The 25002-nt window shown below is 52.1% G+C and carries 25 protein-coding genes; 5 read left to right on the top strand and 20 right to left on the bottom strand.

The window, feature by feature from the left end; translation table 11 throughout:
* Positions 1–206: 206 nt before the first annotated feature.
* From AC27VU_RS01290 to AC27VU_RS01255, 8 genes are all read right to left on the bottom strand, one after another.
* The gene (locus tag AC27VU_RS01290; RefSeq protein WP_488723214.1) at positions 207–572 is read right to left on the bottom strand and encodes a histone-like nucleoid-structuring protein, MvaT/MvaU family; all 366 of its coding nucleotides are present in this window, start codon (positions 570–572) and stop codon (positions 207–209) included.
* A gap of 82 nt (positions 573–654) precedes the next feature.
* The gene (locus AC27VU_RS01285; RefSeq protein ID WP_488723213.1) at positions 655–1425 is read right to left on the bottom strand and encodes a hypothetical protein; all 771 of its coding nucleotides are present in this window, start codon (positions 1423–1425) and stop codon (positions 655–657) included.
* Positions 1426–2030: 605 nt separating this feature from the next.
* Positions 2031–2528, bottom strand: coding sequence for a 3'-5' exonuclease family protein (locus tag AC27VU_RS01280; RefSeq protein ID WP_488723212.1), 498 nt, complete (start codon positions 2526–2528; stop codon positions 2031–2033).
* Positions 2529–2679: 151 nt separating this feature from the next.
* A complete protein-coding gene (locus AC27VU_RS01275; protein ID WP_488723211.1) occupies positions 2680–2979 on the bottom strand; it encodes a hypothetical protein in 300 nt (99 codons plus the stop codon).
* Between the two features lie 518 nt (positions 2980–3497).
* On the bottom strand, positions 3498–3854 hold the full coding sequence (locus tag AC27VU_RS01270; RefSeq protein WP_488723210.1) for a hypothetical protein: 357 nt from the start codon (positions 3852–3854) through the stop codon (positions 3498–3500).
* Between the two features lie 49 nt (positions 3855–3903).
* On the bottom strand, positions 3904–4308 hold the full coding sequence (locus AC27VU_RS01265) for a DUF6957 family protein (protein WP_488723209.1): 405 nt from the start codon (positions 4306–4308) through the stop codon (positions 3904–3906).
* A 108-nt stretch (positions 4309–4416) separates the two neighbouring features.
* Complete coding sequence (locus tag AC27VU_RS01260) at positions 4417–5145, bottom strand: metallophosphoesterase family protein (protein ID WP_488723208.1); 729 nt, start codon at positions 5143–5145, stop codon at positions 4417–4419.
* Positions 5142–5621, bottom strand: a complete 480-nt coding sequence (locus AC27VU_RS01255; RefSeq protein ID WP_488723207.1) for a hypothetical protein — start codon at positions 5619–5621, stop codon at positions 5142–5144. Before AC27VU_RS01255 ends, AC27VU_RS01260 begins: the two co-directional genes overlap by 4 nt.
* A gap of 303 nt (positions 5622–5924) precedes the next feature.
* Between AC27VU_RS01255 and AC27VU_RS01250 the strand changes: the two genes are divergently transcribed.
* Positions 5925–6392, top strand: a complete 468-nt coding sequence (locus tag AC27VU_RS01250) for a helix-turn-helix domain-containing protein (RefSeq protein ID WP_488723206.1) — start codon at positions 5925–5927, stop codon at positions 6390–6392.
* A gap of 85 nt (positions 6393–6477) precedes the next feature.
* Here the strand turns inward: AC27VU_RS01250 and AC27VU_RS01245 are convergent, their stop codons facing one another.
* Positions 6478–6639 carry a hypothetical protein gene (locus AC27VU_RS01245; protein WP_488723205.1) on the bottom strand — a complete coding sequence of 54 codons (162 nt, stop codon included), beginning with the start codon at positions 6637–6639 and terminating at the stop codon, positions 6478–6480.
* Positions 6640–6697: 58 nt separating this feature from the next.
* A complete protein-coding gene (locus tag AC27VU_RS01240) occupies positions 6698–6931 on the bottom strand; it encodes a hypothetical protein (RefSeq protein WP_488723204.1) in 234 nt (77 codons plus the stop codon).
* Between the two features lie 3 nt (positions 6932–6934).
* On the opposite strand from AC27VU_RS01240, the gene AC27VU_RS01235 reads away from it, so the two are divergent.
* On the top strand, positions 6935–7189 hold the full coding sequence (locus AC27VU_RS01235) for a hypothetical protein (RefSeq protein ID WP_488723203.1): 255 nt from the start codon (positions 6935–6937) through the stop codon (positions 7187–7189).
* A gap of 959 nt (positions 7190–8148) precedes the next feature.
* Here the strand turns inward: AC27VU_RS01235 and AC27VU_RS01230 are convergent.
* The 5 genes from AC27VU_RS01230 to AC27VU_RS01210 all read right to left on the bottom strand — a co-directional run bounded on the left by AC27VU_RS01230 (position 8149) and on the right by AC27VU_RS01210 (position 14116).
* Complete coding sequence (locus AC27VU_RS01230; protein WP_488723202.1) at positions 8149–9156, bottom strand: hypothetical protein; 1008 nt, start codon at positions 9154–9156, stop codon at positions 8149–8151.
* A complete protein-coding gene (locus AC27VU_RS01225; protein WP_488723201.1) occupies positions 9128–9928 on the bottom strand; it encodes a hypothetical protein in 801 nt (266 codons plus the stop codon). The genes AC27VU_RS01230 and AC27VU_RS01225 overlap by 29 nt, the downstream gene beginning before the upstream one ends.
* 16 nt (positions 9929–9944) lie before the next feature.
* Entirely contained in the window at positions 9945–10844 is a 900-nt protein-coding gene (locus AC27VU_RS01220) for a TniB family NTP-binding protein (RefSeq protein WP_488723200.1), read from the bottom strand.
* Positions 10845–10944: 100 nt separating this feature from the next.
* Positions 10945–12705, bottom strand: coding sequence for a Mu transposase C-terminal domain-containing protein (locus AC27VU_RS01215; RefSeq protein ID WP_488723199.1), 1761 nt, complete (start codon positions 12703–12705; stop codon positions 10945–10947).
* An 868-nt stretch (positions 12706–13573) separates the two neighbouring features.
* Complete coding sequence (locus AC27VU_RS01210; RefSeq protein WP_488723198.1) at positions 13574–14116, bottom strand: hypothetical protein; 543 nt, start codon at positions 14114–14116, stop codon at positions 13574–13576.
* 244 nt (positions 14117–14360) lie between these two features.
* Between AC27VU_RS01210 and AC27VU_RS01205 the strand changes: the two genes are divergently transcribed.
* A complete protein-coding gene (locus tag AC27VU_RS01205; RefSeq protein WP_262141212.1) occupies positions 14361–14633 on the top strand; it encodes a methyltransferase domain-containing protein in 273 nt (90 codons plus the stop codon).
* Between the two features lie 273 nt (positions 14634–14906).
* Here AC27VU_RS01205 and AC27VU_RS01200 read toward each other — a convergent pair whose 3' ends face one another.
* The 5 genes from AC27VU_RS01200 to AC27VU_RS01180 all read right to left on the bottom strand — a co-directional run bounded on the left by AC27VU_RS01200 (position 14907) and on the right by AC27VU_RS01180 (position 23185).
* Positions 14907–17276: an efflux RND transporter permease subunit gene (locus AC27VU_RS01200; RefSeq protein WP_262133879.1), complete on the bottom strand. Its 2370-nt coding sequence runs from the start codon at positions 17274–17276 to the stop codon at positions 14907–14909.
* The gene (locus AC27VU_RS01195) at positions 17273–18394 is read right to left on the bottom strand and encodes a WD40/YVTN/BNR-like repeat-containing protein (protein WP_488723197.1); all 1122 of its coding nucleotides are present in this window, start codon (positions 18392–18394) and stop codon (positions 17273–17275) included. Before AC27VU_RS01195 ends, AC27VU_RS01200 begins: the two co-directional genes overlap by 4 nt.
* Positions 18395–18473: 79 nt before the next feature.
* Positions 18474–19826: a DUF1329 domain-containing protein gene (locus tag AC27VU_RS01190; protein WP_488723196.1), complete on the bottom strand. Its 1353-nt coding sequence runs from the start codon at positions 19824–19826 to the stop codon at positions 18474–18476.
* Positions 19827–19852: 26 nt separating this feature from the next.
* The gene (locus AC27VU_RS01185) at positions 19853–21751 is read right to left on the bottom strand and encodes a DUF1302 domain-containing protein (protein WP_262133883.1); all 1899 of its coding nucleotides are present in this window, start codon (positions 21749–21751) and stop codon (positions 19853–19855) included.
* 240 nt (positions 21752–21991) lie between these two features.
* Positions 21992–23185 carry a citrate/2-methylcitrate synthase gene (locus AC27VU_RS01180; protein ID WP_488723195.1) on the bottom strand — a complete coding sequence of 398 codons (1194 nt, stop codon included), beginning with the start codon at positions 23183–23185 and terminating at the stop codon, positions 21992–21994.
* Between the two features lie 123 nt (positions 23186–23308).
* On the opposite strand from AC27VU_RS01180, the gene AC27VU_RS01175 reads away from it, so the two are divergent.
* Positions 23309–24673, top strand: a complete 1365-nt coding sequence (locus AC27VU_RS01175) for a DUF1446 domain-containing protein (RefSeq protein WP_262141218.1) — start codon at positions 23309–23311, stop codon at positions 24671–24673.
* 3 nt (positions 24674–24676) lie between these two features.
* Complete coding sequence (locus AC27VU_RS01170) at positions 24677–24988, top strand: DUF4387 domain-containing protein (RefSeq protein ID WP_249674067.1); 312 nt, start codon at positions 24677–24679, stop codon at positions 24986–24988.
* The last annotated feature ends 14 nt before the right edge of the window (positions 24989–25002 follow it).

Raw genomic sequence — 25002 nt, 5'->3', positions numbered from 1 at the left:
AAATTTTAAGGACAGCTACTAACTCACGATAATCAATCACGTGAAACAGCTCACCGGTTTCGCGCATCGCAGAGGTCGCAGCCTCATATACCTCATCCCCTTTGCCTCCTGGGGCTACAAGAAGCCGGGGCAAGATAGATATGTATTAAAAATGCCGACTGACAAAAAAATCCCTTCAAGGGCCCTTTTGCACTCAAACCAAAAAATTATCTGGCCAGCCAAGACTCGACCGTGTCAGAGCCATGCTTGGCCTTCCACTCTTTCAACGTCTTGTGGTTGCCGCCCTTGGTTTCAACGACTTCTCCGCTGTGAGGATTTTTATAGGCCTTCACCTGGCGTGGCTTACGGCTGCCGGATTTAGACTCAACTGCTGGCGTGCGGCGCCCTACCTGCGGATCGAGAAGATTGATAACGTCTTTCAGGCTGTAGCCATACTCCCCCAGCAATGCACGTAGCTTGGTCTCGAATTCGATTTCTTTCTTCAGGCCAACATCACCTTTCAGAGTCTCAAGGGCCTGCAGCTGCTCGGCGAGGTGTTTTTCGAGTTGACGGAATTCTGCGAGCTTGGACATTGGAGGCTCCTAGGGAACATTGGATATTCAAGTCAAAATAAAACTTTAGAGTGCCTTGTGACAACGGCGAGAACCGAATTTTCTATTGCTTTACCGCAACGTTGGAAAGACGCTTAAACACATCAGCGTAGATGTCAGCATCTGCCAGCGAAAAAAGCAGCATTTCAACTTCATGAATACGGTTGGAATCACCCCAAAGATCCTGGCTCACCTTGGAGACCAACGACACATAGGTAGCGTACGTACTGTGCTCAGGAATAAAGTGATTTTTTCGGATCGTCTTGGGCTCACTCGCACCATCAACGTGTGGTTGCGTATGCCCCAACCTTTCGCTCAAAAGCAGCGTTGGAACGTCCAACATCTTGAGGCGTGAGTTGCGCCCTTCTGGCATCGGAAAAATTGGGTGCTTAGCCCCGGCTAGATAATTAATAGCATTTAGCGAGTAGGCAACCCTAGCATCATATATACATGCCCAGTCAGGACAGACTATAGACGCCCATTTCGACCAGCTACTGATCATCTTGAATGGGAGATTGTAGGCCACCGGCGGAGCTGTGCTGCCCTTCATGTGTGCAAAAAGACAAAGTGTCTCCTCGACTTTTGAGAAGCGGGTAATCCCCCCCCAAACTTTTACGAAATAGATCGCTACTCTCGCGTGCTCGATCGGGCAGTCGGTTTCCCTCACCAGCTGACGCAAACCTGACTTCAGCTCCAACGTTCTACCGAACGATGTGGTATCCGCAAAGCTCAATCCGAACTCTTTTGTTGCGCGATCCTGGTCAAAATCCCAATCGTAAAGGGTTGGTAGCTTGTCTTTCCATGGACGTAAATATTCAGCGACAAGCTTGTGCATTTGATACCTCGGAATCGGCAAGCGATCACAATATCAAAACAACATCATCAACTGAACACGGTCTTGTCATGAGACGAACCAGCTTAACAACTGATTCATCCCGACCCGCGCGGCCCTGACTAATGCCTTGCGCTGAGAGTTGCGTATTGAGATCAACATCAACCTGGCCGACAGGCGAAAATGATGCGGGAGGCCTGAGGCGTATCCAAAGGCAGCACTCGGTTTAGCTAAGCGTTCATCTCAGCCACCAACAGTTCGGGAATTCGGGATACGAAAGCATGAGCTTCCATCGGTTCATCAAGCACTGGCACGGCCTCGCTCTGAACAAGGTTCTCAGAAGTGATGTGGATACGAGGGTCATTCATGACTCAGCCTTATCGGCAGTATGAAGTCACAGCAACTGCGGGGTGCTCCGCCTGTTTTGTTTTCAACGTGTTGCTCCGATGACTGAACATAAGCGCTCTAAACGAGAAAATTATGGCTCAGCAATAATTATGGCTGAGCCATAATTCGAGATAATTCAGCTTTGCTCCACACCGATAATGAAATTCGAATCACCTGCAAGACCCCTTCCAAAGCTGATCGGCGTACGTCGTGATGTTCCTCTATGGTGACAAAACAACTGTGGACGCTAAGAGCTTGAAAAGCTTTGCAAGCATTCGCGCGTCCAGTAACGCATGGTGTGGTGGTTCACACAGTTCTACCTGTTCAAGAGCTTTTGCATCTACTTGAGCGAAGAGGATCGTTAGGTTGATCGGTTGATTCATTACCCTGGCTGGCCAGGGCTGATGATCTGCGCAAGCGAGAACACAGAAAAACCCCCAATCCCAATGTGGCGCATCGGAACACACCTCAAGCTCCTCGTCGAAGCTGCTTATGAATCTTCGAATCGAGGCTCGGGCCTCGACGAGCGACTGTCCATATCGCAGACAATCGAGCTGCGGTAGGACGTTCTGGATGACGAAATCACTGCAGTCCTCAACCGAATAGGCATCCGTCAGCTCAACGTAGAACTCATCGCCTGATTCCGATACCAGCGCTAGGGATATCAGCTTCGAGTCCTGATTGAGCTGGGTAAATTCGCAATCCAGGAATATCTTCAACGTCCTTTCCTTTCAACGATTTTTTGCGTGGCCTGTCATCGGGGCGTGTGTACGTCCCACTATTTACAGCCCCAATGGATGTTCGAGGAGCGTAACTCAAAGGTCGGCCGAGTAAGTTGACGAGCAACACTGTGATTGAAAGTGGGTTCTGTCAGTCGTCACTCCTAGGATCGAATTTGTCCCCATACCTAGTGCGTAAGGCGCGATTGCGCTCGATTCGCCAGATCCATGGATCGTAGTCTTGGGGCAACGCGGCGAGCTTAGCGCTGATGATTATTTGCACCGCTTCGTCGCGCAATAACCTACTGGTCAGCTTACGGTATTCGCCACGTGTAACCACACCATAAATGGCGTGATTGTCTTTTACGTAGAGGTCAGTCAATCCCACCCGCAGGTGGCCGTATTTTTCTACGTCGTCGGGGTAGACGTCCTCAATGCTGAGGTGTCCCATGTTGGACTCCGGGTTAAGAATGTATTCCCTGAATGCAACCGATCACGTGCACCGTTATTGAAATCGCCCCTTCGCGCCAGCGCCTAACAAAGCCAGCAAACAGCAAGCGACTCAACGCGCGCATAATAGCGTTCACTCAGTTATCACTACTGAGAGTCCGCCTCGAACGCAACTGACGCACGGGCCGATTTCAACAACCTGACCCAACGCACCGAAATTTCCGACAACCCTGTTGGGCGCTGGCAGAAGAGGCGGTGGAAGCTCATCGCTGAAGACATCTACAAAAGCACATCCAAAGAGGCGTTGCTTGAAGCAAGAGGCAGAGCCGAGGGCTACATCCACGGTCTCGTAGACGCGGGGCATTTGTCGACGAGAGACACCGATCGCGACTACCTCATTTTGAGCATCGTCCAACGGCGGCGTGAGTTTCTACAAAAAACTGCTGAACGAGTGCGGTTACTGAAACAAGCTCTGTGCCGAACCGTACCTCGAATACGAAGGCGCTTTCTCGCCATCAGTTAAAAACGGTCGGCGGAATCGAGTAGCTTAAGAAAGCTCGCTCTGCCGAGGTCTCGCTTAAAGCTAGCGATGACGTAATTACCGTCTTGGGTTTCGAGCAGCCAAAACCGCCCTTCTTTCCTCGCTGATTGAATTTTACCTGTACGCAGAATGGAACCGTCAGCCCTGTGGTATTTATCGTCACGCTCGGAATGGTCAAAGGAAACGCCCAGGCATGTGTCATCTATAATCAGAGCATCGCTAATGAAGGCTGTGATAGGCACCTCATATTTTCGAAGGCTTGCTCGCACCAAGCGACTCAGCTGAAAGTCGCTCAAATCTTTACTGTGGAATTTCAACTCAGTGACTTCAGGCATCAAACCCAAGCTCCAAAACGACTCTATATAATTTATCGGCGAGCATTGCTCACCCTGCCTTCATCGAAAAAGCCGCACCAATGCTAGCTTCTTTCCTCTGTCCTGCCCCTAGGAGAAGGTAGACCGTACTCTTGGTTTCAAACATGCAGCCTTCAGTGAAGGATTTTCCGAAATTGCTGCGCACCCACATACTCGGCTGGAAACGGTTTTTGCTGTCTAGGACGACTTCGTGAGCGAAAAGCGTCGCGGGAAGTAGACCAAGCCCGCTTAGCTTTTCTTTCTCATCCGAGTTAACCGTGAGGTCGATCAAAATCCATTGTCGCACTATGCAAAATGCTTTCCCTGCGAAGGCCTTTACGGACAATGCAATCAGCTCATCTTGGGTGCCTTGCCAGCCAGGCATCTCTTCTCCTGCCCCATAAAGGAGTTTGGAAATCTCTTCTAACGTAACCATGTGAATTTCTCGAAATCGATTTAGGTAGAGCTGACATCGAGCGCGGGGCCTGATGCCTCCATGCAGTGTTATTCCTTCTGCTGAGGGTCATGACTGAACGACTGCATATCAAAGCTCGATCAGAAAATCTGGATCGAACCCAGTCTGTTGATTTGGATATCCGCGAGGATTAGAAACCACACGACACCCATTCTTGAGGAAGTCCGCTGAGACGTGGGTATGCCCGTAGACCCAAAGATCGGACTTGCCCACGAGCTCCTGCCAGTTATTGGCATAGGCAGCGAGCAGGTGTGTGGGTAGGTCATCTGCCACGTAATCCAACGTCGGTGCATGGTGCGTAACAACAACGGTCTTGCCATCGAATGGCTTATCCAGTTCCTGTGTGAGCCAGGCATAGGCTGCTTTAGATTTAGCGATCAAGTCATCGGGACGGAGGCGACGGTAATTCTCATCTTTTCTGATGAGGGTAAAATCGTTCATCCATTCCCAGGCAACGCGTTTCGCGGCAGCAACATCTCCTGTCGACGAGTAATCTGTCCACGCTGAAGTGACCAAAAACCTAGTTTGGTTCAGGATCAAGACTTCGTTTTCAAGGACGTGGACGTGAGGCGCTGCCGCGTCCTTCATCTTCCGCAGCGTGTGATCAATGTGACCACCGTAAAACTCGTGATTGCCACACACGTAGATCACCGGACACCGGAACACCTCGTTCGCCCATTTCACGCCGCGCGTTTTGATATCAATGTCGCCAGCGAGGATAACTACGTCCGCGCCGCTTGAGGCGGGCTCGAACCGATCGAACTCTATGTGCAGGTCTGAGTACACTTGAAGCTTCATGGGAATGGCCGTGCTGTGTCGTGCTCCGCGCATTCCTGAACAGGTTGCTCCATTTCCTCATAGATCGTTCGTATATTGGTAAGTGAGTCAGCTACGAGGCCCTCTTGAGCGCTGCTGTAAACAGCTCCACCTGCCACCTTATGCAGCATCACGCACTCGCCTTTTTGGTCGTATCCGACGACCAGACTGAGCAGCTTCTCCATACGCTCTGAAGATCCCCCGTTCAACCAAGGGGCAGTCACGACCTGGATCTCTTCAACCGAGCAGGTTGGACTCTGCTGAGCCAGTAGGTCGGACAGCAAGGAGGCGTCTGTTGGCATAAATTTTTTTGTGCGGCGCCTGGTTCCTTCGCAGAACCGGAGGATGACGTGATACCAAGGATCCATTGATTCCCGCTCGACCATTCGCCATGCGGCTCGCCCTTCCCCCAAAAGCCCAGGAAAACGTACTGAGCAAGATTCATCGGAGATAAACATGTTTTAGATACTCACCTGTGGTGCATGCATGTGCGGTAACCCTATTGAATTTGTGCTTCCTTGCTCTCGTAGCGAGGGGGAATTGCTTCGCCCCATTGGATTCCATCGCGTCAATACATCGAATACGTTTACGATTCTTGCGAGCTCGATTATCTCGATATAGAGCTCCCTAGGACGCTTGAAAGCAGATGACGCGGCCAGCTCCCAAAGCCTAACAATCGACGTCGTCCAAAATAATAACATCAATCGACGTTTATCTAAACACTCCGTGTGTGGCCCTATCCTCGCTTTTTAGGGACAATCATGTCGCTCAAGAAAGAGATTGCCGCAACGATCCGGGTAATCCGGTCGGTGCGCGGGCTGGCATACGAAGACTTGGCGCCTGTCACCGCGCGCACGAACATCAGTGCGCTCGAACGCGGGAAGATCAACATCACCATTGATAAATTGATCGAGCTATCCACGCCTCTGAAGCTTGACCCTGTGGCCCTTCTTGCCATCAGCATCTCCATGAGCAATGGCGAGACCCCCGAAGCGGCTTTGGAACGAGCCCGTGTCGAGTTGGAGAGCTTCCGATCAGAAGGAGGCTTGGATCTTCTTGCAACGCAGATTGTTGACGACACGCTTGTGCAGCGCTCTCGAGGGAAACCGGAGGGCTCTAAAAATGCTCAGGCAATTAGGGAGCTCAAGGAGGCAGGGTTTAGCCGAAAAGACGTTATGGAAAAGCTCGGCCTTTCCAGGTCTACGGTGTATGGACATTGGAAGTCATAGCGTAGGCAGCACATATTTGCCTTTTCGACACGCCAAAATGCAATGGCATTCATCGTCCACAGCCGCGAACTTATCGTGCTCTCTGCTAAGAAATTGCGGTTTTTTTCGTGTTGTTCTGTTCACCAACTGCTGAAGCAATCCCCCCAACATCAACTGAAGTGAGCAATTCATTCAGACGTTCATGGGCGTGCTTTAAGCTCGGTTGACCAGAATGTGAAATACGTCTAGCCGTGTCTGCATTTTTCATTAGACCTCCCTTTTAATGTTAGCTGTAGCTTGGGCCCGTTTCGGGCTGACGGTGGAAACTACGCACTGCCATGATGATTCATCTTCTGCCGTAACTGCGCGACCTCTACTGAGAACTCTGTAAGTTGCCTCTTAGCCCGAGCCACCTCCTCAGCTGCCAGCGCTAACTCCTCTTCAAGCCGTTGGGCTTCATCACCTGATTCATCGAGTTGCTCCTTCAACATGTCCTTTGCCCCGTCCGCCTTGGCAACAGCTGTTATCATTGACGTGATTTCGCCTGTCAGGCGCTGCATAGAATGCTGCTGCTCCGACATGACTATATTCTGCTGGAGGGCCTCGCTCAGCATCCGCTCGTTATCCCGATTCAACCGAGTAAAGTCATCCTGCTTGATGATGAGGGGCCGCTGAAGTTGACGCAGTTCAACCTGGGCTTACTGCAGTCGACGTTTGTAGCAGCGCTGCTATTAATTACGCTGTTCCTTTACCTCGTTGCGGTAAAGGAACAGCGCATCCAGCGGAGGACGCATCAAGCCTCTACACGAAGACAATGAAACCGATGTACTTGCGCTCAACGCAGATTTGCAATACACCAGCAGTTCCGGCGCGATTGGGCATGGCTATGTCATCAGAGTGGAAGCTGTACCGTGTGTAACCTAGGTCACGATGATACGTGAGAGCATTGGTCACCTGGGCGCTAAAAATCGGCAAAATCTTCAAAGAACCGTGTTCGCCCCTCACTAACCCCTTGCTAGAGACATTCAGCCAAAGGCCCAAGGTATTTGCTGGTAATAATGTACGCCGAGGGCACTTTGGGCTTCGTTGCGAACGCGCTTCAAAGCTTCTTGAGCAAGAGCGCTACGTCCGTAAAATGCGATTTCCGACCGCACAACGTGAAGCACAAAAAGAAGCCCGCGAAGCACTTGGTTTCTCCATAACACTGTTAGTAGAACATGGAATAAATATAACTAACTACGGCTGCACGAAGATTCTAACTGCAAGGAGTCAGCAACAATTCATACCCAAGACGGATCATAAAATTTTCTAAGACTCGCAAAAAAACATTGTAGGAAAGCCTGTAAGGGTCAACAATTGAAACTACATGACTTGGAGGCCAGTCATACAAGCAATCAAAAATCGAGACTTCAAACTCTGTCTTGTTTGAAATACTTGGGCGCCGAGTCATCCGATAGTCAAGAAAAAAATGCAATACATGAGGCTCTAAGCGCTTTTTGCAAGGCGCGTGCGCGGTAGACGCCTGTTTGAAACTCCCAGTCATGTTTAGTAAATTTGCACTTGTTTTTTTAGCACCCCTAACTATTTCATAAAGGGAAAGCGTAGCCCGCTGATAAATCTGCGAATGATAGCCCTCATACGAGAAAGAGCAAGTGAGGATTCGCCTACTCCCCGAGTCGAATAAAAAACAGATGACTATATTTCTGAGCGTGCCATCCCCAGGGCAGCGCACTTGAAAGTAGGGATTAATGAATACTGGAAAAATATATCTGTACAATTAGTCTCCTGCGATACTTGAAAAATCTATAGATATGTAATCATTTTGGTGAATGTTAAGCTTTTGACATAACAGCCTTGTAAGAGCTTTAGATTTTCTGAGGTGGTTGAAAATCTCATCAGAACACGTAGCAATAAAGTAATTATCACCTTGCGATTTTCTTGCTTGCTTCTCATCAATCCAACCGAGCAATATTCCCATCAAGTACAAGGCCCTGGCGCGAGCGGCAGATGTGACGCGGTATATTTCGTAATAATATTGAATGTAAAGGCTATGGCCATCGCGAGGAAAACAATCAGGCCCCAACACGCCATTTAAATCTATATCATCAAACGATGATCGCATGCACGGCATCAGCATACTCCGCACGATACTCAACACATACTCATCCAGATTTTTAGATACACCCTGTTTAGCAGCAAGCTTTCTCAGCTTCTCATAGCGAACTTGCACAAACCATGACAAATTAAAAATATCCGCGCTTTTGATGCACATTGCGTCATGTCGAGCTTGATGCCTCCCTCCTCCATGATGACTTTCAAATGCTCTTTGTCCAAAGCCATAAGAAAGGGCCGAATCTAACGGTGCCTCTCGCAACAGCGAATTATGCACCGAGCAAAAGGGATTCAATATGTATCTCCACTCTAGCTTCCAGGCAAAACTTTGCGTCAACTGAAGTGAACTTTCGAAACATTCATAGCAGTAAGACCGCCTATAGTGAAATGGCACCATTGGTCTTTCCTCTGGATCACCAACGGTACCAAGTGAGGTGACATCAACGCCATGACAAATAAGAAACTCGGGTAGAATGTCATTTGAATCTTTAAAATCTCGATCATTACTAATAACATGACTTCCCACTGCCATGAATTTTTTGTAACAACTCGAAGCTGAAGCGCTGATGTGAGCATCAGACCTTATTCTACTATTCCTGTCATGACGGTGCATCCACGATGACAGACTCTCACCTAACACTTCTTTATGAGTATATTTTCTTCTGGATTTCATAGGTAAGCACTTCAAGGTTTGCTTTTTCCCCATCAATAAGAGCCGACAAACCAAGCATCGTGGCGAGATAAGTCAACTCCACATGCCTTATCAGAAAATGAATCTCCAAAATATACGCACTTGAAATTTTATATACCATCTCAACGCCTCTATACCTTAAACCATATTTTTGGTTAAGATAACTCCAAAATTTATTGATTAGGTCATCAGCTTGAAAGCGAGTAAGTTCTCCATCCAGCCAGACCGCCATTAATCTTGGCACATATCTATCAAGAAGCCTCCTCAGTTTGTATGATCTAGTTGAGCATACAAGCGACATTCCCGAACTAGTCTCAGTGAGCTTTGCAACCTGTTTAGCAAGAGATTCAAGCTCACTATCATTGGAACAAAAAGCCTCGAGGTCATCTGCTACCAGCATTCGCTCACCGGTCAATTCAAAATACTTTTTTAGTGTCTCTGGCAAATTAGTGTGAGGCCTTGCAGACATCTCAAAACAGTATGCATCGCAGATTCTATCGATCAGACTGTATGCGGTCTTGAAAAAGTCAGCATGCAGAGTGACCCCTTTAAATTGAGGATGACTGGCTACATTGTTCAAGAACGTCGTAACTCCACTCCCAGACGGGCCTTCTAACAATATCAACTGCCCACTTCCTTTGGATACAGCATTACACACACCAGTGAATATGCTGTCTCGCTGATAATCGCTATACTGGAAACCATGGAATCCTTCCAGTATTGCCATTGCAATCCCTCTTTTTTTTGAGTTCATTTTTAGCTCTTAGACCCTACTCCGAGTCGTAACTATCGTCCTCATCAAGATCGCGAAGTGACAGATTGACGACTTCCATAAGCGCCTCGATATTGTCAATATGGAAATGAGTAATGCACTCACATCCATCAACAACTGCAGCCGCAGCAGAGGCTTGGAGAATTTTCACAATATTGTCAGTGATTCCAAGACTTTTTTCAAAAATTTTTATAAACAACGCCTGATCTTTGAAATTAGTCGGCTTTTTCAGGGGAAGGCGATTAATATAACTAGCTACAAAATTACGATATTCGTCCCCATTTTCCCAACGCGCTAGAGATCTTACTGCATAACGGCGACGCACTTGGGCGTCGTGTCTCAGCACACGGGCAGCTTTGGGAATTCCAAAAGCAAATACAGACAGACCATAAATTTGACTCGAGAGATTTTTCAAAAGCGAAAGATTTTGACTTTGTTGAGTCGATGTCAAATGAAGAGCATCATGTACCTCATCGATCACGATCCCTCTGATTTTCTGAAACTTAATCAGGTTTTGCATTTCGGGAGTGAGATTCTCTCCCTGACGAGCTCTACGCCCCACGCCTAGCCCCATCTCCACCAAAATCAAGTCCCGCAGACTATAGTTGTTTGGGTTAATATGCATGGTCACAAAAAGCATTTTGTATTCAGAAAAAATATTCCTAGTTTTTAGCTCTGTGATTACTGCTGTTTTCCCCGCCCCTCCTGGTGCAACGCAAAGCATACATGGTGAAGTAATCCGATTTGTCATTTTGAGCGAAAAGTGTATTGAGTTTATTAAACGCTCCGCATTTGGATGTTTGATCCAGATATCATGCAGGCATACATACATTCTATCATGATCGCTCAGTTCAAAATGCTTTCTTGACTCTTCATGCACATGAAAATAATTAGACATTTCCTTCTCGCCCCACGCCGGTTCCTGTAGGAATACCGACGTCTTTGATTGTTGAATAATTTAACTATAGGTAATCCAACGGTACCGCTGCTACGGAGCGCTACTTATTGTGCAGACTAGAGTCGTAGATTACCGGCTCTTGGTCATAATCGACATTTTTCTTATCATTAAAGAAGGCTGCTGCGTTTATGACATTGGAGATAGGCTTTGATTTAGACTTAGTGCCATTACTTGCTTGATGATGCTTCCCTGATGGTCGAGATTGCTGGGTTACACTTTCGTTATAATTACCTGAACTCGCATTACCAAGTTGCGACATCTTGTTTTCTGCCTTATAAGTTTTTTCACCTGCATCTCGCTTTCTTTGACGTTTTTCGCTAGGACTCAGTTTCGCATTAATTTCCTGATGAAATTTTCTAGCAGAGGCAGCCCCTTCAGCACTCATCGTTCCATCTCTTAGCCCTTTTTGTTGCCGCTCCCAACGATAGATTTCATAATCGTCGCTTCTTTTGAAATTATTCCGAACACAAGGAACTCGCACCCATGCATCTCTTAATTTAACCATAATATAGCTGATGTCGTAGGGATCATACTTAACATCGAACTTCTCTCTAGTATGATCTTCAATATCCTTACTAAAATAAAACCTACGAAATAGTTCAATACCCTCGGGTTGAACTAGCTTTCGTGGTTTTTCTGGATAAAATATGTACTTAAAGGTTTCATGGCGCTCGTCGGCGAGAACGCGATGATTCGGATGCTTTATGAAGTACTCATCCCATGCCTCTGCGGGTAACCGGCCGAGCTCAGAATGTTTAGTTTGATGGTAAGAATGTATGTTCCACACCAGCGCTCGTCTCAGTTTAGGCAAAGTTAAGCGAGCCGTTTTCTCGCTATTTCTCGACTTTCGCTGTACAACATTTGAACCCGTGCTGCCGGGGAGTTGGTGAATAGTATGGAGCATCTGCTTCCCTATGAGGCTCTCAATATGTCCACCCTGATGTTTCTCGGGTATATCTCGATGCTGGACTTTTATATCAAAGTCCTCCGCATTCAGTACAAATACATCCGAAATAAACTCCTTCGCATTATCGGTGTGTATCACAATTGGTAGCCCGGACATAGGCCATAGGTGCAATGGCAGCCCCCATCTAGTCAGCATCTCGTCCTTTGGAAGCACACAGATCTCGAGTAACATTGCTACCGTGACAGCACTGGGTCGGAGGAAAGAAATATAGAAACCTAGAATCACACGAGTATGAATACAGATCGCGTAACTTATCCATGGGCGGCCGATTATTATTTTTGGATCGCTTTCGTCCACCAACAAAATATCGCATTCCGTGTGATCAATTTGAACCCATTCCAAAGGCGAGTTGGTTTCCTTATATCCTGGGCGCGATTCAAAGTGCTGCTTTGCCGCGTCCTTTCCGAACTTCATCTCAAACAACAACCGTTCATCTTGTCGTTTTATCCATGAAGAGACGACATGATAACTTGGCCTCGGTAACAAGCGAACATCTGCCTCTGACTGACAGGCTTTCCATACTGCTGAATAAGTTCTAGCTGTTGGATAATGCTCCAGGAACAGCTCTCTAATTAGTTTTTCGACATCACTTCTAATTTGCGCTAATCCAGCCTTCCGGCCTACGCGACCTGGAACTAATGCTTGGTAGGTTACAGCACCTACCGCACGACTTCTTATTCTATAAAACTGAGATAATGAGACACCAAGTATTTCACATGCTTCGCTAACGCTAAGTTCATCTTTGGCAACGCTTTGAAGGATGGTAAAACGCTTCACACCTACCTTATAACGTTCTATTTCTTCTGCTTCGGCGTTTTCACTTAGGTAAGCCATAAAACTTCCTATTTGACATAAGAGCAAATTTCTGACGTGCCGCTATCGAGCGGAAGCTTTTTTCAGCTTGCTTTGTTAAAGAGAAATATTTTTCTGCAACGACCGCAAAGTCGTGCCAATTAAACTTCCGACAATCTTACCTGTCAATCGGCCAAACTCGACGAACAGCCATGCAATTAATAAGCATAAACCACCCGGCAATATTTAATATATATTAACTAAGATCACCGGGAACCTTGCGACAAAAGGCCCCTTTCAGAACTAACTCAGTGAAATCCGCACAAGCCATACAAAAAACATACCATCGAATATCCAGATCCTTGCAGGATGCACACCGAGGCGACTGATCGAAAACTTGACAAATAAACTTGGATTGCTGCAGTGCGCTTTCTTTTTTGCCATTAATTGCCTATTGAATCAGCTGTACAGCCAAGTGAAGTTACTAAAAAAGCTTTGAATATTAATGGACTGCGCATGACCCGATGGTTTTTTTGGAGCTGAGTGAACCGCTGGCAATATTGATCATTCATTTCCGATGTTTTGATGCGAAAACCTTGTAGTTCAGCTCAAAATAATGATGCGAAAACCCCTAAAATTTGAGTTTACTACGCGAAAAGCCTGCCAATTTTCGCAAAAATTTTGAAAGAATCTTGAAAACTGTTTTAAAATCAAAAGCTTGTGAGATTCGCAACATTTCGCGATTCTCGCAATAACTCGGACTTTGTCCTTAATTACCAGAATCCAACGAAATCAATGGCATCTACTCCTTAACTCACAAGCTTTCGAGCCCTCCCTGGGATCCGAGTGTCGATTGTACAGAGTTGAAAACCAGAAACCCTATCACCGCTGAGATCATCAGCTTCACCGTTTAAGACGCTGAAATTGGAAGGCGTGATCTTTGCTGTCGGTATTGCATCAGTCGTGGCTTCGATTGTCGCACGACGCGTCGAGGCGGGCTTAAGCCCGAAGGTGCGATAGGCGTAGTAGCTTTAGCTCTACAGCCTAACAAGTCACCTAGCAGAGCGTCATCCGCGATGGGTTCAAGCAGCGCCTCGGCAATCTCGCCAAGCTTGCCCAACGGGTGATCACAATTGCCCAGCAGTTCTGCTGTAGCAGTCTTGTCGGCATGTCCTCGCTCGAGGGTGATGATCAGCCAGCCCAGCGCCGAGGTATGTACCTCGTCATCGGCAAGACGGTTGTTCACGTACTCATCCACTGCCAGGACGAACTCTTCAGCAGTCACACCTTGCTGAGTATGCATGCGACGTTGGAACGACACGCTGTTGCCGCGCAGAAGTTCTTCCGCTGAGTTGTAGAGCCAGTCCGCTCGAGCGGCATCCTGCGGGCTTTCGCTCACTAGAGGGGGATGATGACGAACATGTTTTAACGGGAAAATATGTGTTGTGTTCATGATCGTATCCAGAGTGAACACGAAGGTCTGTCGCGCGTGGATGACTGCTGAAGAATTAAATACCTTATATCCATATTGACCGCAGACGTTGCGGCAGAGTCCATCGGCGATACGTCCTTACGTCAGGCCAATCGGGCTGCCAAAACGATGCATACACACTATCCAAACCGAGCCACTGTTCCAATAGTCGATACTTCGGGCCAGCAGGGCCCGGCTAAATTAGATTTTTCTGATGGAGGTACTGATGCTGCCAGCGACCCTAATGCCAGAAGTTTCTCCTTTGCATAAAAGAGCGCAATCTTGGGTTCAAGAAATGATTGCTCGTGAAGGGGCCGATCTACACATCAGCTTTAATCTGCACGGCATTTTTACCCAAGCAGGCTTGACCGTTGAAAGCGTGCGGGCAGAATGCCTGATACAAACATCTGATACTCCTTACGGTCTTGGTAACGTTGCTCAAGCCTGCTTGCCGCGAATCATCACATTAGGGGGGCAGTGCAGAAGAAGTCGAAATTAAAACGCTGCAAGAGCGTCTGGATCAGGAGCGTTCAGCCTCATCAGGCCTCTACATCGGCGATATGATGTTCGGAAGCTGGGCACGAAAGGTTTGACTCTTTCAAATGTCGATGCCGCCCACGCGCATTTACGAATGTCCGCCCTTGGGCCGATAGCAACCGAGTACCGTTTCAAAAAATGCATGCTTCTAAACCGCCCAGCAGCGGCTCATAGCCCAGGATTTTAGCGTTTCAAATTTTTATAAACGACCTACTTCCCAACGTATCACCCCCGCTTATCCATTCCCCCTTTTCCCAGCCTTGCCGAAAACCAACACCGAAGCCAACGCTGGCGTCAGCACCAACGTCCCTATCATGTTCCAGATAAACAGCAGCATCAGCAGCATGCCCATGTCCGCCTGAAACTTAAGCGCCGAGAACATCCACGTTGCGACACCCGCCGCCAGCGTCAGCGCGGTGAATACAATCGAAGTACCAGTCGTTTTCAGCGACTCCAGAAAAGCCTCCTGCGGCGCCAGCCCCTGACGCAGAAACCTTTCAATCTTGCTATACAGATAAATCCCGTAATCCACACCAATCCCCACGCCCAGCGCGATCACCGGCAGCGTTGCGATCTTTACCCCCAGCCCCATTTTCGCCATCACCGCTTCGCACAGGACTGTCGACAGATACAGCGGCGCCATCAACGCAAACGCCACTTTCAGCGAGCGGAATTCCCACCACACGACCGCAGTAATAATGATGAACACCAAGATCAGCATCAGCGTTTCCGCGCGCTCGATGACGATGTTGGTAGCAGCCTCGATGCCTGCGCTGCCAGCGGCTTGTAACAGTTTCAGCTCACCGGTGTTGTTCTCGGCGGCGAAAGCGTTGACGGCGTTGACCACGCCGGTCAGGGTTTTTGCCTTGTGATCGGCGAGGTACAGGCTGATCGGTGCGGCACTACAATCGCTGTTGATGAACTCGCTGGCGGCACCGGAGCGCGCGGTGTTCATCACGTAGGGATCACGCGACAGTTCGGCCCATTTCGGGTTGCCTTCGTTGGTCGCCATGATCTTGAAACGCATCGCGTCGTACAGCGATTGCACCGATTCCACTCCCGGCACTTGGCGCATGGTGCGAGCAAAGCGGTTGGCCAGATCGGCGGCGGCGAACCGTGCGCATTGTTCTTGCGGGGTTTTGAAAATCACCACGTACACGTCAGTGCTGGTGGTGTAGTGATCGAGCAGATAAGCGTTGTCGAGATTGTAGCGCGCTTGCGCGCGAAACTCCGGCGCGCCCTTGTCGAGGTCGCCGACCTGCAAGGTCTGACGCGCGTGGTAGCCGTAACCGAGCAACACTAGGCAGGCGAGAATCAGTGGCCAGGCGAAGCGTGGTTCGCACACGCGCGACAGTCGGGTGAACAGCGGCCAAGTGTAGTTCATCCGCCGTTGTTGTTTGCGCAACCCGGCCGGGCTGACACCGACGTACGACATCAACACCGGCAGCAGGAACATCTTGGTAAACAGCGCGACAAATACGCCGATGCTCGCGGTGATCGCCAATTGTTGGATCACGCCGATGTCGACCACCATCAAGGTAATGAAGCCCACGACGTCCGCCAACAACGCCGTCGAACCCGGCAGGAACAACGCTCTGAAAGTGCGGCGTGAAGCCTGCAACGAGGTCACGCCCTTATCCACTTCCACCACCATCAGATTGATGTTCTGCACGGCGTGGCTGATACCGATGGCGAACACCAGAAAAGGCACCAGAATCGAATACGGGTCGAGGCCGAGTCCAAACAGGCTGAGCAGGCCAAGCTGGCAAAGCACCGTCAGCAGACAGGTCAACACAGTGACAGCGGTGCTTCGCCAGCAGCGGCAATAGGCGTACAGCAACAGAGTGATGAGCCCGACGGTGATGGCGAAGAACAGCGCAATATCGCCGAACGCTGCCAACAGATCACCAATGATCTGCGCGAAACCGATGACCCGGATATGCACGCCCTGGGCGTCGAAGCGCTCGCGTACCTGCTGCTCCAGATTCTGTGCGAGTACGCCGTAGTCCAATGGCTTGCCGGTTTGCGGGTCGTTCTCCAGCAGCGGTACGCGGATCACCACCGACTTGAAGTCGTTGCCGACAAAGCTACCGAGCATGTTGGCCCTAACAATGTTTTGCCTGACTTGCGCGAGTGCCTGCGGCCCGCCGTCGTAATCATCTGGAATCACCCGCCCGGCACGGATGCCCTCGTTGGTGACTTCGGCCCACAACGCATTTGGCGTCCACAGTGACTTGAGGTTGCCGCGATCGACGCCAGGCACGTAGAAGATCGCATCATTGATTTCGCGCAGGGTTTCAAGGAACGCCTTATTGACGATATCGCCCTGCGGATTTTCCACCACGACGCGCAATACGTTACTTTGCGGGCGCAGCACGTCTTCGAATTTCAGGTAGTTGGCGACAAAGGGATGATGCATCGGAATCATCCGGTTGAAACTGGCATCCGGGCGCAACGACAGCGCGGCGAATCCGAGCAACAGCGACACCAGTGCAAACACAACGAGCACCGTTTTGCGGTAGCCGAACAACGCATGTTCAAGATGCCCAACCAGGCGCGAAGCGAGGCCTGCGTGATGCACATCGACATTCAGTTTGGCGTTCATTGCAGGTGCTCCTTGAGCTCTGCCAAGGATTGGACTTTTAGACCTCCACTGCCGATCAGCGCGACTTGCGAGGCGGACATCTGCCCCACGCCAAGCAACGGCAAGCGGCTAGACGAACGCCAGACTTTGAAGTGTTCGCCGTCGTCGCTGTACAACACCACGCCACCCTGCCCGGCCAGCAAAACACTGCCGTCCACAAGTTGCTGCCCGCCATACAACGCAGCTTTGACTGGGTTGACCAGCGCTTGCCAAGTGGCGCCGGTATCGTGACTGGTAAACAGCGCGCCGCCAAACCCCATGGCCAGTACGTTGCCGTTTTTCAACGCCAACAGTTTGTAGATCGATGCAGGCCCGAGCGTAATTGGTGTTTGCCAATGCGCACCGTTGTCCGCTGAGCGATACACGCGCCCGCCCTCACCCGCGATCAACAAGGTGCCATCGGCCAGGCCGAGAAGCGCATTCAGGTGCAAGCGATCCGGGTTGTCCACGCCGGACTGATATTGCCAACGACGGCCAGCATCGATCGTCGACAACAACACCCCGTAAGAACCCACCGCCCAACCTTGATTGGCGTCGCGAAACCACACGTCGAGCAAGGGCCGCGACGCGCCGCCGGCAGTCGCCGCCTTAGCGTCGTCGACCGCGAACTGCGCGTTTTCCAGAGCGAGGCCTAGCGCGCTGTCATCCGGATGGGCGGCTTTTTCCTCGAGCAGTCGCCTCACTTCACCTTCCGCAGACTCATTGAGCAGCGCGTTGATCTCGTTGCCGTCGAGCTGCTTTTGCCAGGTCTTGCCGCTGTCAGCGCTGTGCAGAATCACCCCGTCATGCCCCACCGCCCAGCCGTTTTGGCCGTCAACGAAATGCACGGCCGTCAGTAACAAATCCACGGGCACTTGGGCTTGTTCGACCCGGCCATCCGCGCCGAGCAACAGAATATGGCCGCTGTCACCGACCATCACCTGGAGGTCAGGTAATGTCTGAATCGACGTCAGCGCCGAGCGACTGGTTGCATCCGACATCGGCGACGGGCGTTGCAGACGATCCGGGGCCGCAACGGCCAGACTGGCGCTCAACAAAAACGCCAGGCCCAGCGCCGGCAGCGAAATCAAACTTTTCATCGCGAAGTTGTCTCTGGAATAAAGGGCGCAACACTCGACGTGGCCGTTTGCACGACCACGCTTATTCACTCGTCAGCAATCAGTTACCGGCGCGGCGCAGGGCCGCCGGGCTGAAGTCCTGCAACGTCGTGTGTACGCCGAAACGCTCGGCACGTTCCTGGTTGGCCAGGCCGTTGACCACGTAGCTGCGCGATTGCAGGTCATACGCCACGTCGCTGATGGCGATGCTCGACAGAACATCGAAACGCTGCAACGAATGCGCTTCCTGCATGCGCCACAATTCACCGCGACCATCGAACAAGTCAGTGGCCAGAATCGCCCAGCTGTCTTCGTCGATGTACAGCGTGCGTTTGCCATAGATGTGGCGCGCACCTGGCTTCAACGTCCCTTCCACCACCCACACACGGTGGGTTTCATAGCGAATCAGATCCTGGTTGAGATGCTCTGGCTTGACGATGTCACTGTACTGCAACGAACGGTCGGCCAGCTTGTAAGTGTTGTAGGCGACGAGCATTTCTTTCTTGCCGACCAGTTTCCAGTCGTAGCGGTCGGAAGCGCCGCTGTACATGTCGTACATGTCATAGGTGCGCAGCCCGTCGGACAAACCATCAAAACTGTCGTAACCCAACTCGGGCGCGCGAATAACGCGGCGTTGCCCTGGGTTGTACTGCCAGGCCAGACGCGGTTCCTTGACCTGATCCATCGGCTCGTGCAGCAGCGTTTGTTGACCAGCAACGCTGTCCGGCCCGGTCACTTTAAGTAGGTAGTAATACAGCCGATTCGGTTCAGGATTGCCCAGCGCTGAGGCCATGGCGAGTGTTGCGTCGCGATGGATCACGGTGAAGTTGCCGCCCGGTTTGACTACCATTTCCGTCGGAAAATATTGGTAGCCTCCCTGGCGATAGCGCGCCAAGTGGTTGTAGAGCAACTCCTGCGGCTTGGTCGGAATCGGGAACGGCACGCTGGTTTTCTCGTAGTTGGCCATGCCCGAGCCGCTGTCATTGAGGACGACCTTGCCGGCCTCCTGCTTGATTTGCGCGTACTCACTGGCCGGCAACGCGACTGATCGATGGGTCGGGTAAACGAGCATCTTGTAGCCGGGGAACTTCTGCAACATGGCTTTGTAGCCGGCGGTCAACTGGTCGGCGTATTGGCCCATGTTCGCGGCAGTGATGGTGTACAGCGGCTTGTCATTGGCGTACGGATCACCATAACTCTTGCCGGCGACGTAACCCTGCGGCGCCTGGGTCAGACCACCCGTCCAGGCCGGAATCGTGCCGCTGGCATTACCGGACATCTGTGCACCGAACGGTGTCAGATCCTGGCCCAGACGTGCCACATCGGCGGCACTTGCTTGAGCCAGCGCCATGGCGCTGATGACGGAGAGCATGCTGCCCATGACCGTCAGGCAAATCATTTTTGTTGTTTTCATTGGATGCCTCGTTGTCCGAATGCTGGTTAGAAACCCATGCTTACGCTGAGCGCGACGAAGTCTTTGTCGGTTGACGCCCACGGCGAGCTTCCACTGCCCGACCACGACAGGTCAGCAGAGTATTTCTGCAGGTAATCAGCCTTGACGCCCGCCGATCCGGCGATGCGCCCTTCAATGAAGTTGCTGTCGTACGAATAACCCTGCAAATCCTGACCAAAGGCCACGTAAGGCGAGACGTTGACGCCGGCTAGCAGCGAGTTGTAGGTCAGCTGTGCACGCAGGCGATACCCCGAAGAAAATTTCGTGGTGTAGCCGTCTTTCGAGCAGCCGAGCTTGGCGTATGTAGGGTTGGATCGTGTTCCCAGTGCGCAACCCAACGCACTCCCGTTGGATAGGTCGGAACCGTACTGGTCGGTACGATTGAAACGCGCGTCGTCCAGGCTCGGCAGGTTGTTCATGTACTTCATGCCGAACTCGCCGACCAGGTTCAACGCGTTGGCACCCAACACGTTCTGGAACGACTTGACCGCACCAATCGACATCTGGGTCACTTTGAGCCGTTCATAACCGTTGACCACCGTGCCCGGCGCGTAGTTTTGATACGCCTGATCCGCGAGGGTGATGCCCAGCGCCCGACCCTGATCTGGCGGCAGCGCGGCGAACCCGGCAATAAGGTCAGCACTAGCCAACTGCACCGGTTGGTTGGGGCGATAGCTCACTTCGCCGAATACCGACGTACTCAACAACGTGGTCGAAAAGCTCAGGCCGAAAATACGCACATCTTCCGGATAGCTCACGCTGTAAGCACCGTTGCCCGCCGCCAGCTCGGGGCTGCTGGTCGGGCTAACCCAACCGGGATAAGGCCCGGTGGCAATCGAACGCGTGCCGATCACCGAGTTGGAATACGGCGTGCGCGAGTGAATGTTCATCGCGTACGCGCCGAACTCAGTATCAAGCGTGTCTGAGAAATAGCGCAGGGCCGCACCAAACTGGCCCATGTCCCGCGGCTCTTTATCTGGCCCGCGCTGGATGATCTGGCCGTTGGCGAAGGATTCGCGATCATTGGCGCCGGCGCGTGGCACGCCGTAGCAACCGTCAGGAATGTAGTCGTTTGTCGAAAAGAACGTGCCGCAGCCTTCGAGCACGGTTTTGCGCCACTCCAACTGATAGAAGGATTCCACGCTCAGGCTGTCGGTCAAACCGAAGTTGCCGTACAGCATCGGCACCGGAAGCAAGCCTTCCTTCAGTTGCGAACCCGGACGGCGCAGGGCCGCGACGTCGATCGGGTTGACGGCATTGATACCGTTCTGGAAGAACAGGCCTTCACCCCAGTTCACCACTTGATTACCGAGGCGAACATTGAGCGGACGGCCGTCAATGTCGTAGTTGCCGTACACATAGGCATCCAGCAACTCGACACCCTGGAACTTGGCAAGCTTATCGTAGTGATCGTCGTTGAGCGTGTGATTGGGCTGGTAACCGTTGGCGGAGCTGCCGTAGTCGACTTCCTTGTGATTAAGGGTGTAGTCGTACCAAGCCTTGCCGCGCAGGAATAATCCGTAGTTCTGCCATTTGAGCTCGGTTTCCGCCAGCAAGGTCACCGGCGAAGAAACCACTTCGCCGGGTTTGTGGAAGTTCAGGCGACTGTCGTCCGACGTGCGCCCGCCGCCGTTGCTGAACTGACCGGCATGGCCATAACCGATGCTGTTGGCGCTGCCCTGGTTGATCGCTGAGGTCGTCGGGCTTTGTGTACTCCAGATCGCGCCGGCGGTGATGTTGCCGTTGTAGCGACCGGTGATGTCACCGAATTCGAAATCGTCGGCGTGGACGCTGAACGATATGGCGCAGGCTAACGGGGTCAAGGCCAGCAACGTGGTGCCGAGCCAAGGGGAGTCAGTAAATGACAGACGCGTGCGTGGTGACATGCAGCAGCTCCTATTATTTTTGTTTTGAGTTGTGGCGCGGCATTTCGTGATCGTCAGTCAGGCTTAAACATTGACGAATACAAAATACATTGATTTCAACTTGACGACGGCGAGCCTAATCAATCAAGTAATCAGTGTAAATCTGTACGAATTTTGTCAATGCTCAGGGCTGTGCGAAGCGGCGATGGCCACCGTGACTCAATAGGAGTGCAAAGCCCGCACGTGGCGGGCTGGGGAGGATCAGTCCGGCAGGATGCCGGTGTATTTAGCGCGGGGGCGGATCAGCGTTTGGTGGTGATATTGTTCGCTGGCATGGGCCAGCCAGCCGATTACCCGGCCGATTCCCGGCAACGCCAACTCGCGCCCTTCGAGCTTTAGTTTGCGCCCGACGAAGCTAAGTAGCAGGATGAAATCCGGTGGTTGCTGAAGCAATTCCTGGGCGATCTGCGCGGCTTTCAGCAAGCGTTGAAACTCAATATCGCCGGCGAACAAATCTTGCAGCGTCAGCCACAGGCTTTGCGCCCTGGGGTCTGCGACACCGTGCATGTTCGAGCCAAAACCGGGGATCGCCTCCCCTTCCCGGTAGCGCTGCAACACCGGATCCTGAGGATTGTGCGCTGTACAGATTTCTTCCAGCAGACGACCAACGGTTTCACCGCGACTGTAGGCAAGTCGCCGCCCACGCGAAGCGGCCAGCCCGATGATCGCCGCGTAGTACGGTGTAACGCCGGTATTGGCGGCTGCGCGCACGGTGTAGGTCGACGGGTCGAGTTCGTGATCCATCGACAGAATGACCACCTGGCGTACCAGGTCTTCGAACGCGCTGTCGACCCCCAACGCGTTCACGATAAACGTCGGCAACGGTTGCGTACTGGGCCCTTCGGCGCCGACCATCAGCGCCGCCAGCCAACGCACAACGTCGACACCGGTGCGGGCATAGCCTTCGGGCGACAGGTCGTAAGCCTTGGGGTTTTCCCGCTCGATCAATGGGAACAAGGCAATGGCTTTTTCGACCGGGTGCATCTCCGCGTACGCCTTCAGCAACGGGGTTGCAGCTTTCGGGCGCTTGGGCAACGTGTCACCGAACGCTCCCGGCGATTGCCACATCAGTTCGGCCACTTCTTCAACGCTGGCAGTCTCCGCCAATTGCGCGACATCTTGGCCCCGGTAGTACAAACCTTTGTCGGTCAACAGCGTGATCGCACTTGAAGCAGTGACGCGCGGAGGCTCGGTCACCGTGGTGATCACATCGTTTTTCGGCTTGGCCAAACGCTGAATATCCGCTGCCCAATATCGGCGACTGCGTGAACCATCAACCTTCAATGAACGAATGTTTTTGCGACTGACGTAGGCGTACAGCGTCGCCAGGCTGATGCCAAGAATCGCCGCAGCCTCGTCGGCGGACAGGTATAAACCGTCTTCAGGAGTTTCCATTTCAGGCTCTCGGGTTGATGAATTTTGTACAGATTTACAGCGTGCAGACTGCACTATATCTTCGCCCCAACAAAAATAAAGTACATATATTGATCTATATATGTAGGCGTAAAGGGGAGCATTGTGGAAATACGCGTTCTGGCACCTACCGGCGTAATCGGCGCCGGCTTCAAGGCAACTTCTCTGGAACGGGGCCTCGCCCTCGCCCCTCATGTCATCGCCTGCGATGCCGGCTCCACGGATTCCGGCCCTTCAGCCCTGGGCAGTGGCCGCGCCAAACTCTCACGCGACGCCTGCAAACGTGATTTGCGTCTGCTGTTACTGGGCCGAGACAAACTGCAAATCCCTTTGATCATCGGTTCCTGCGGCACCAGCGGACGCGACAGCGGCGTCGACTGGATGGCTGACATCGCCCTGGAAATTGCTGACGAAGAAGGCCTGCATTTCAAACTCGGCCTGATCTACGCCGACCAGCCCGCTGCCTATTTGCACCAGCGCCTTGAACAAGGCCGGATCAAACCGCTCAACCCTGCGCCAATACTGGACGCCGCCGTTATCGATAGCAGCCACATCGTCGGCATGATGGGCACCGAACCGTTGAGCGCAGCACTCGATCAAGGCGCGCAAGTCATTCTCGCCGGTCGCGCCAGTGATTCGGCGTTGTACGCCGTGGTGCCGGAGCGCATGGGCGCCGACCGTGGGCTGACCTGGCACGCCGCCAAGACCATCGAGTGCGGCGCGGCGTGCTGCGTCAACCCGGCAGCCGATGGCTTGATCGCCTATATCCGCGACGATCATTTCGAAATCGAGCCGCTGGATCTTGAAGCTAAAGTCACTCCACTATCGGTCGCGGCGCACACCCTTTATGAGAACGCCAACCCATACCTGCTGACTGAGCCGTCCGGCGTCGTCGACACCGAAGCCGCCGTCTATACGGCGCTCAGCGATCGCACGGTGAAAGTCAGTGGTTCGGCATTTCACCCGGCGGATGTCTATACGATCAAACTGGAAGGCGCGCAGCCCAACGGTTTTCAGACCGTGGTGGTCGGCGGGATTCGCGATCCCAACGTGTTTATGGCGCTGGATAAACTGCTGCCCAAAGCCCAGCAATACTTCAACGCGCGCATCGCCGATCTGTTCGGCGGCCGCTTGCAGCCGGGCGACTACGACATCAATTTCCGCCTGTATGGCATGGGCGTGGTGATGGGCCCGCTGGAAGTCGAGAAGGCGCCCTCGCCCAACGAAATCGGCGTACTGATCACCGTGACTGCGCCGACCCAGGAATACGCCAGCAAGATCGCCAGTTTCGTCGCCCACGTTAGCGCACACCTGCCGGTGCCGGGCTACGAAGGCTTGATCAGCACCATCGCTTACCCGTTCTCGCCACCGGAAATGGAGCGCGGCCAGGTCTATCGCTTCAGCGTCAACCACGTGCTGCTCCCCGACAATCCGCTGGAAATGTTCCGCACCAAGCTCTTGGAGGTTTGACCCATGACCACTGTTTCGCAACTCTGCAGCCTGGTGCGTTCGAAGAACGCCGGCCCGTTTGTATTGACCTTCGACCTGATGTTCACCAACGAAGACAACTACGCCCGGGTACGGCGTACGCAGCCAATCACTCGCGCCCTGCTGGCGGAGCTTTATCAGCAGAAAGAAGAAGACATCGTGCTGGTCTATCACGATGCTGCGCGCGCGATCAAAGCGTCGTTCCCGCGCCCGGTGTATCAAGGCGAACTCGCCGACAGCGACTGCTACGGCGGCCAACAGTACGTGCCGCTGTTGTCCATCGCCGTTCCGGAGTAAGTCGGTTTAGCCAG

This window comes from Pseudomonas sp. 14P5.3.2 (genome assembly GCF_057799175.1).
This window is presented reverse-complemented; position numbering and strand designations above follow the sequence as displayed.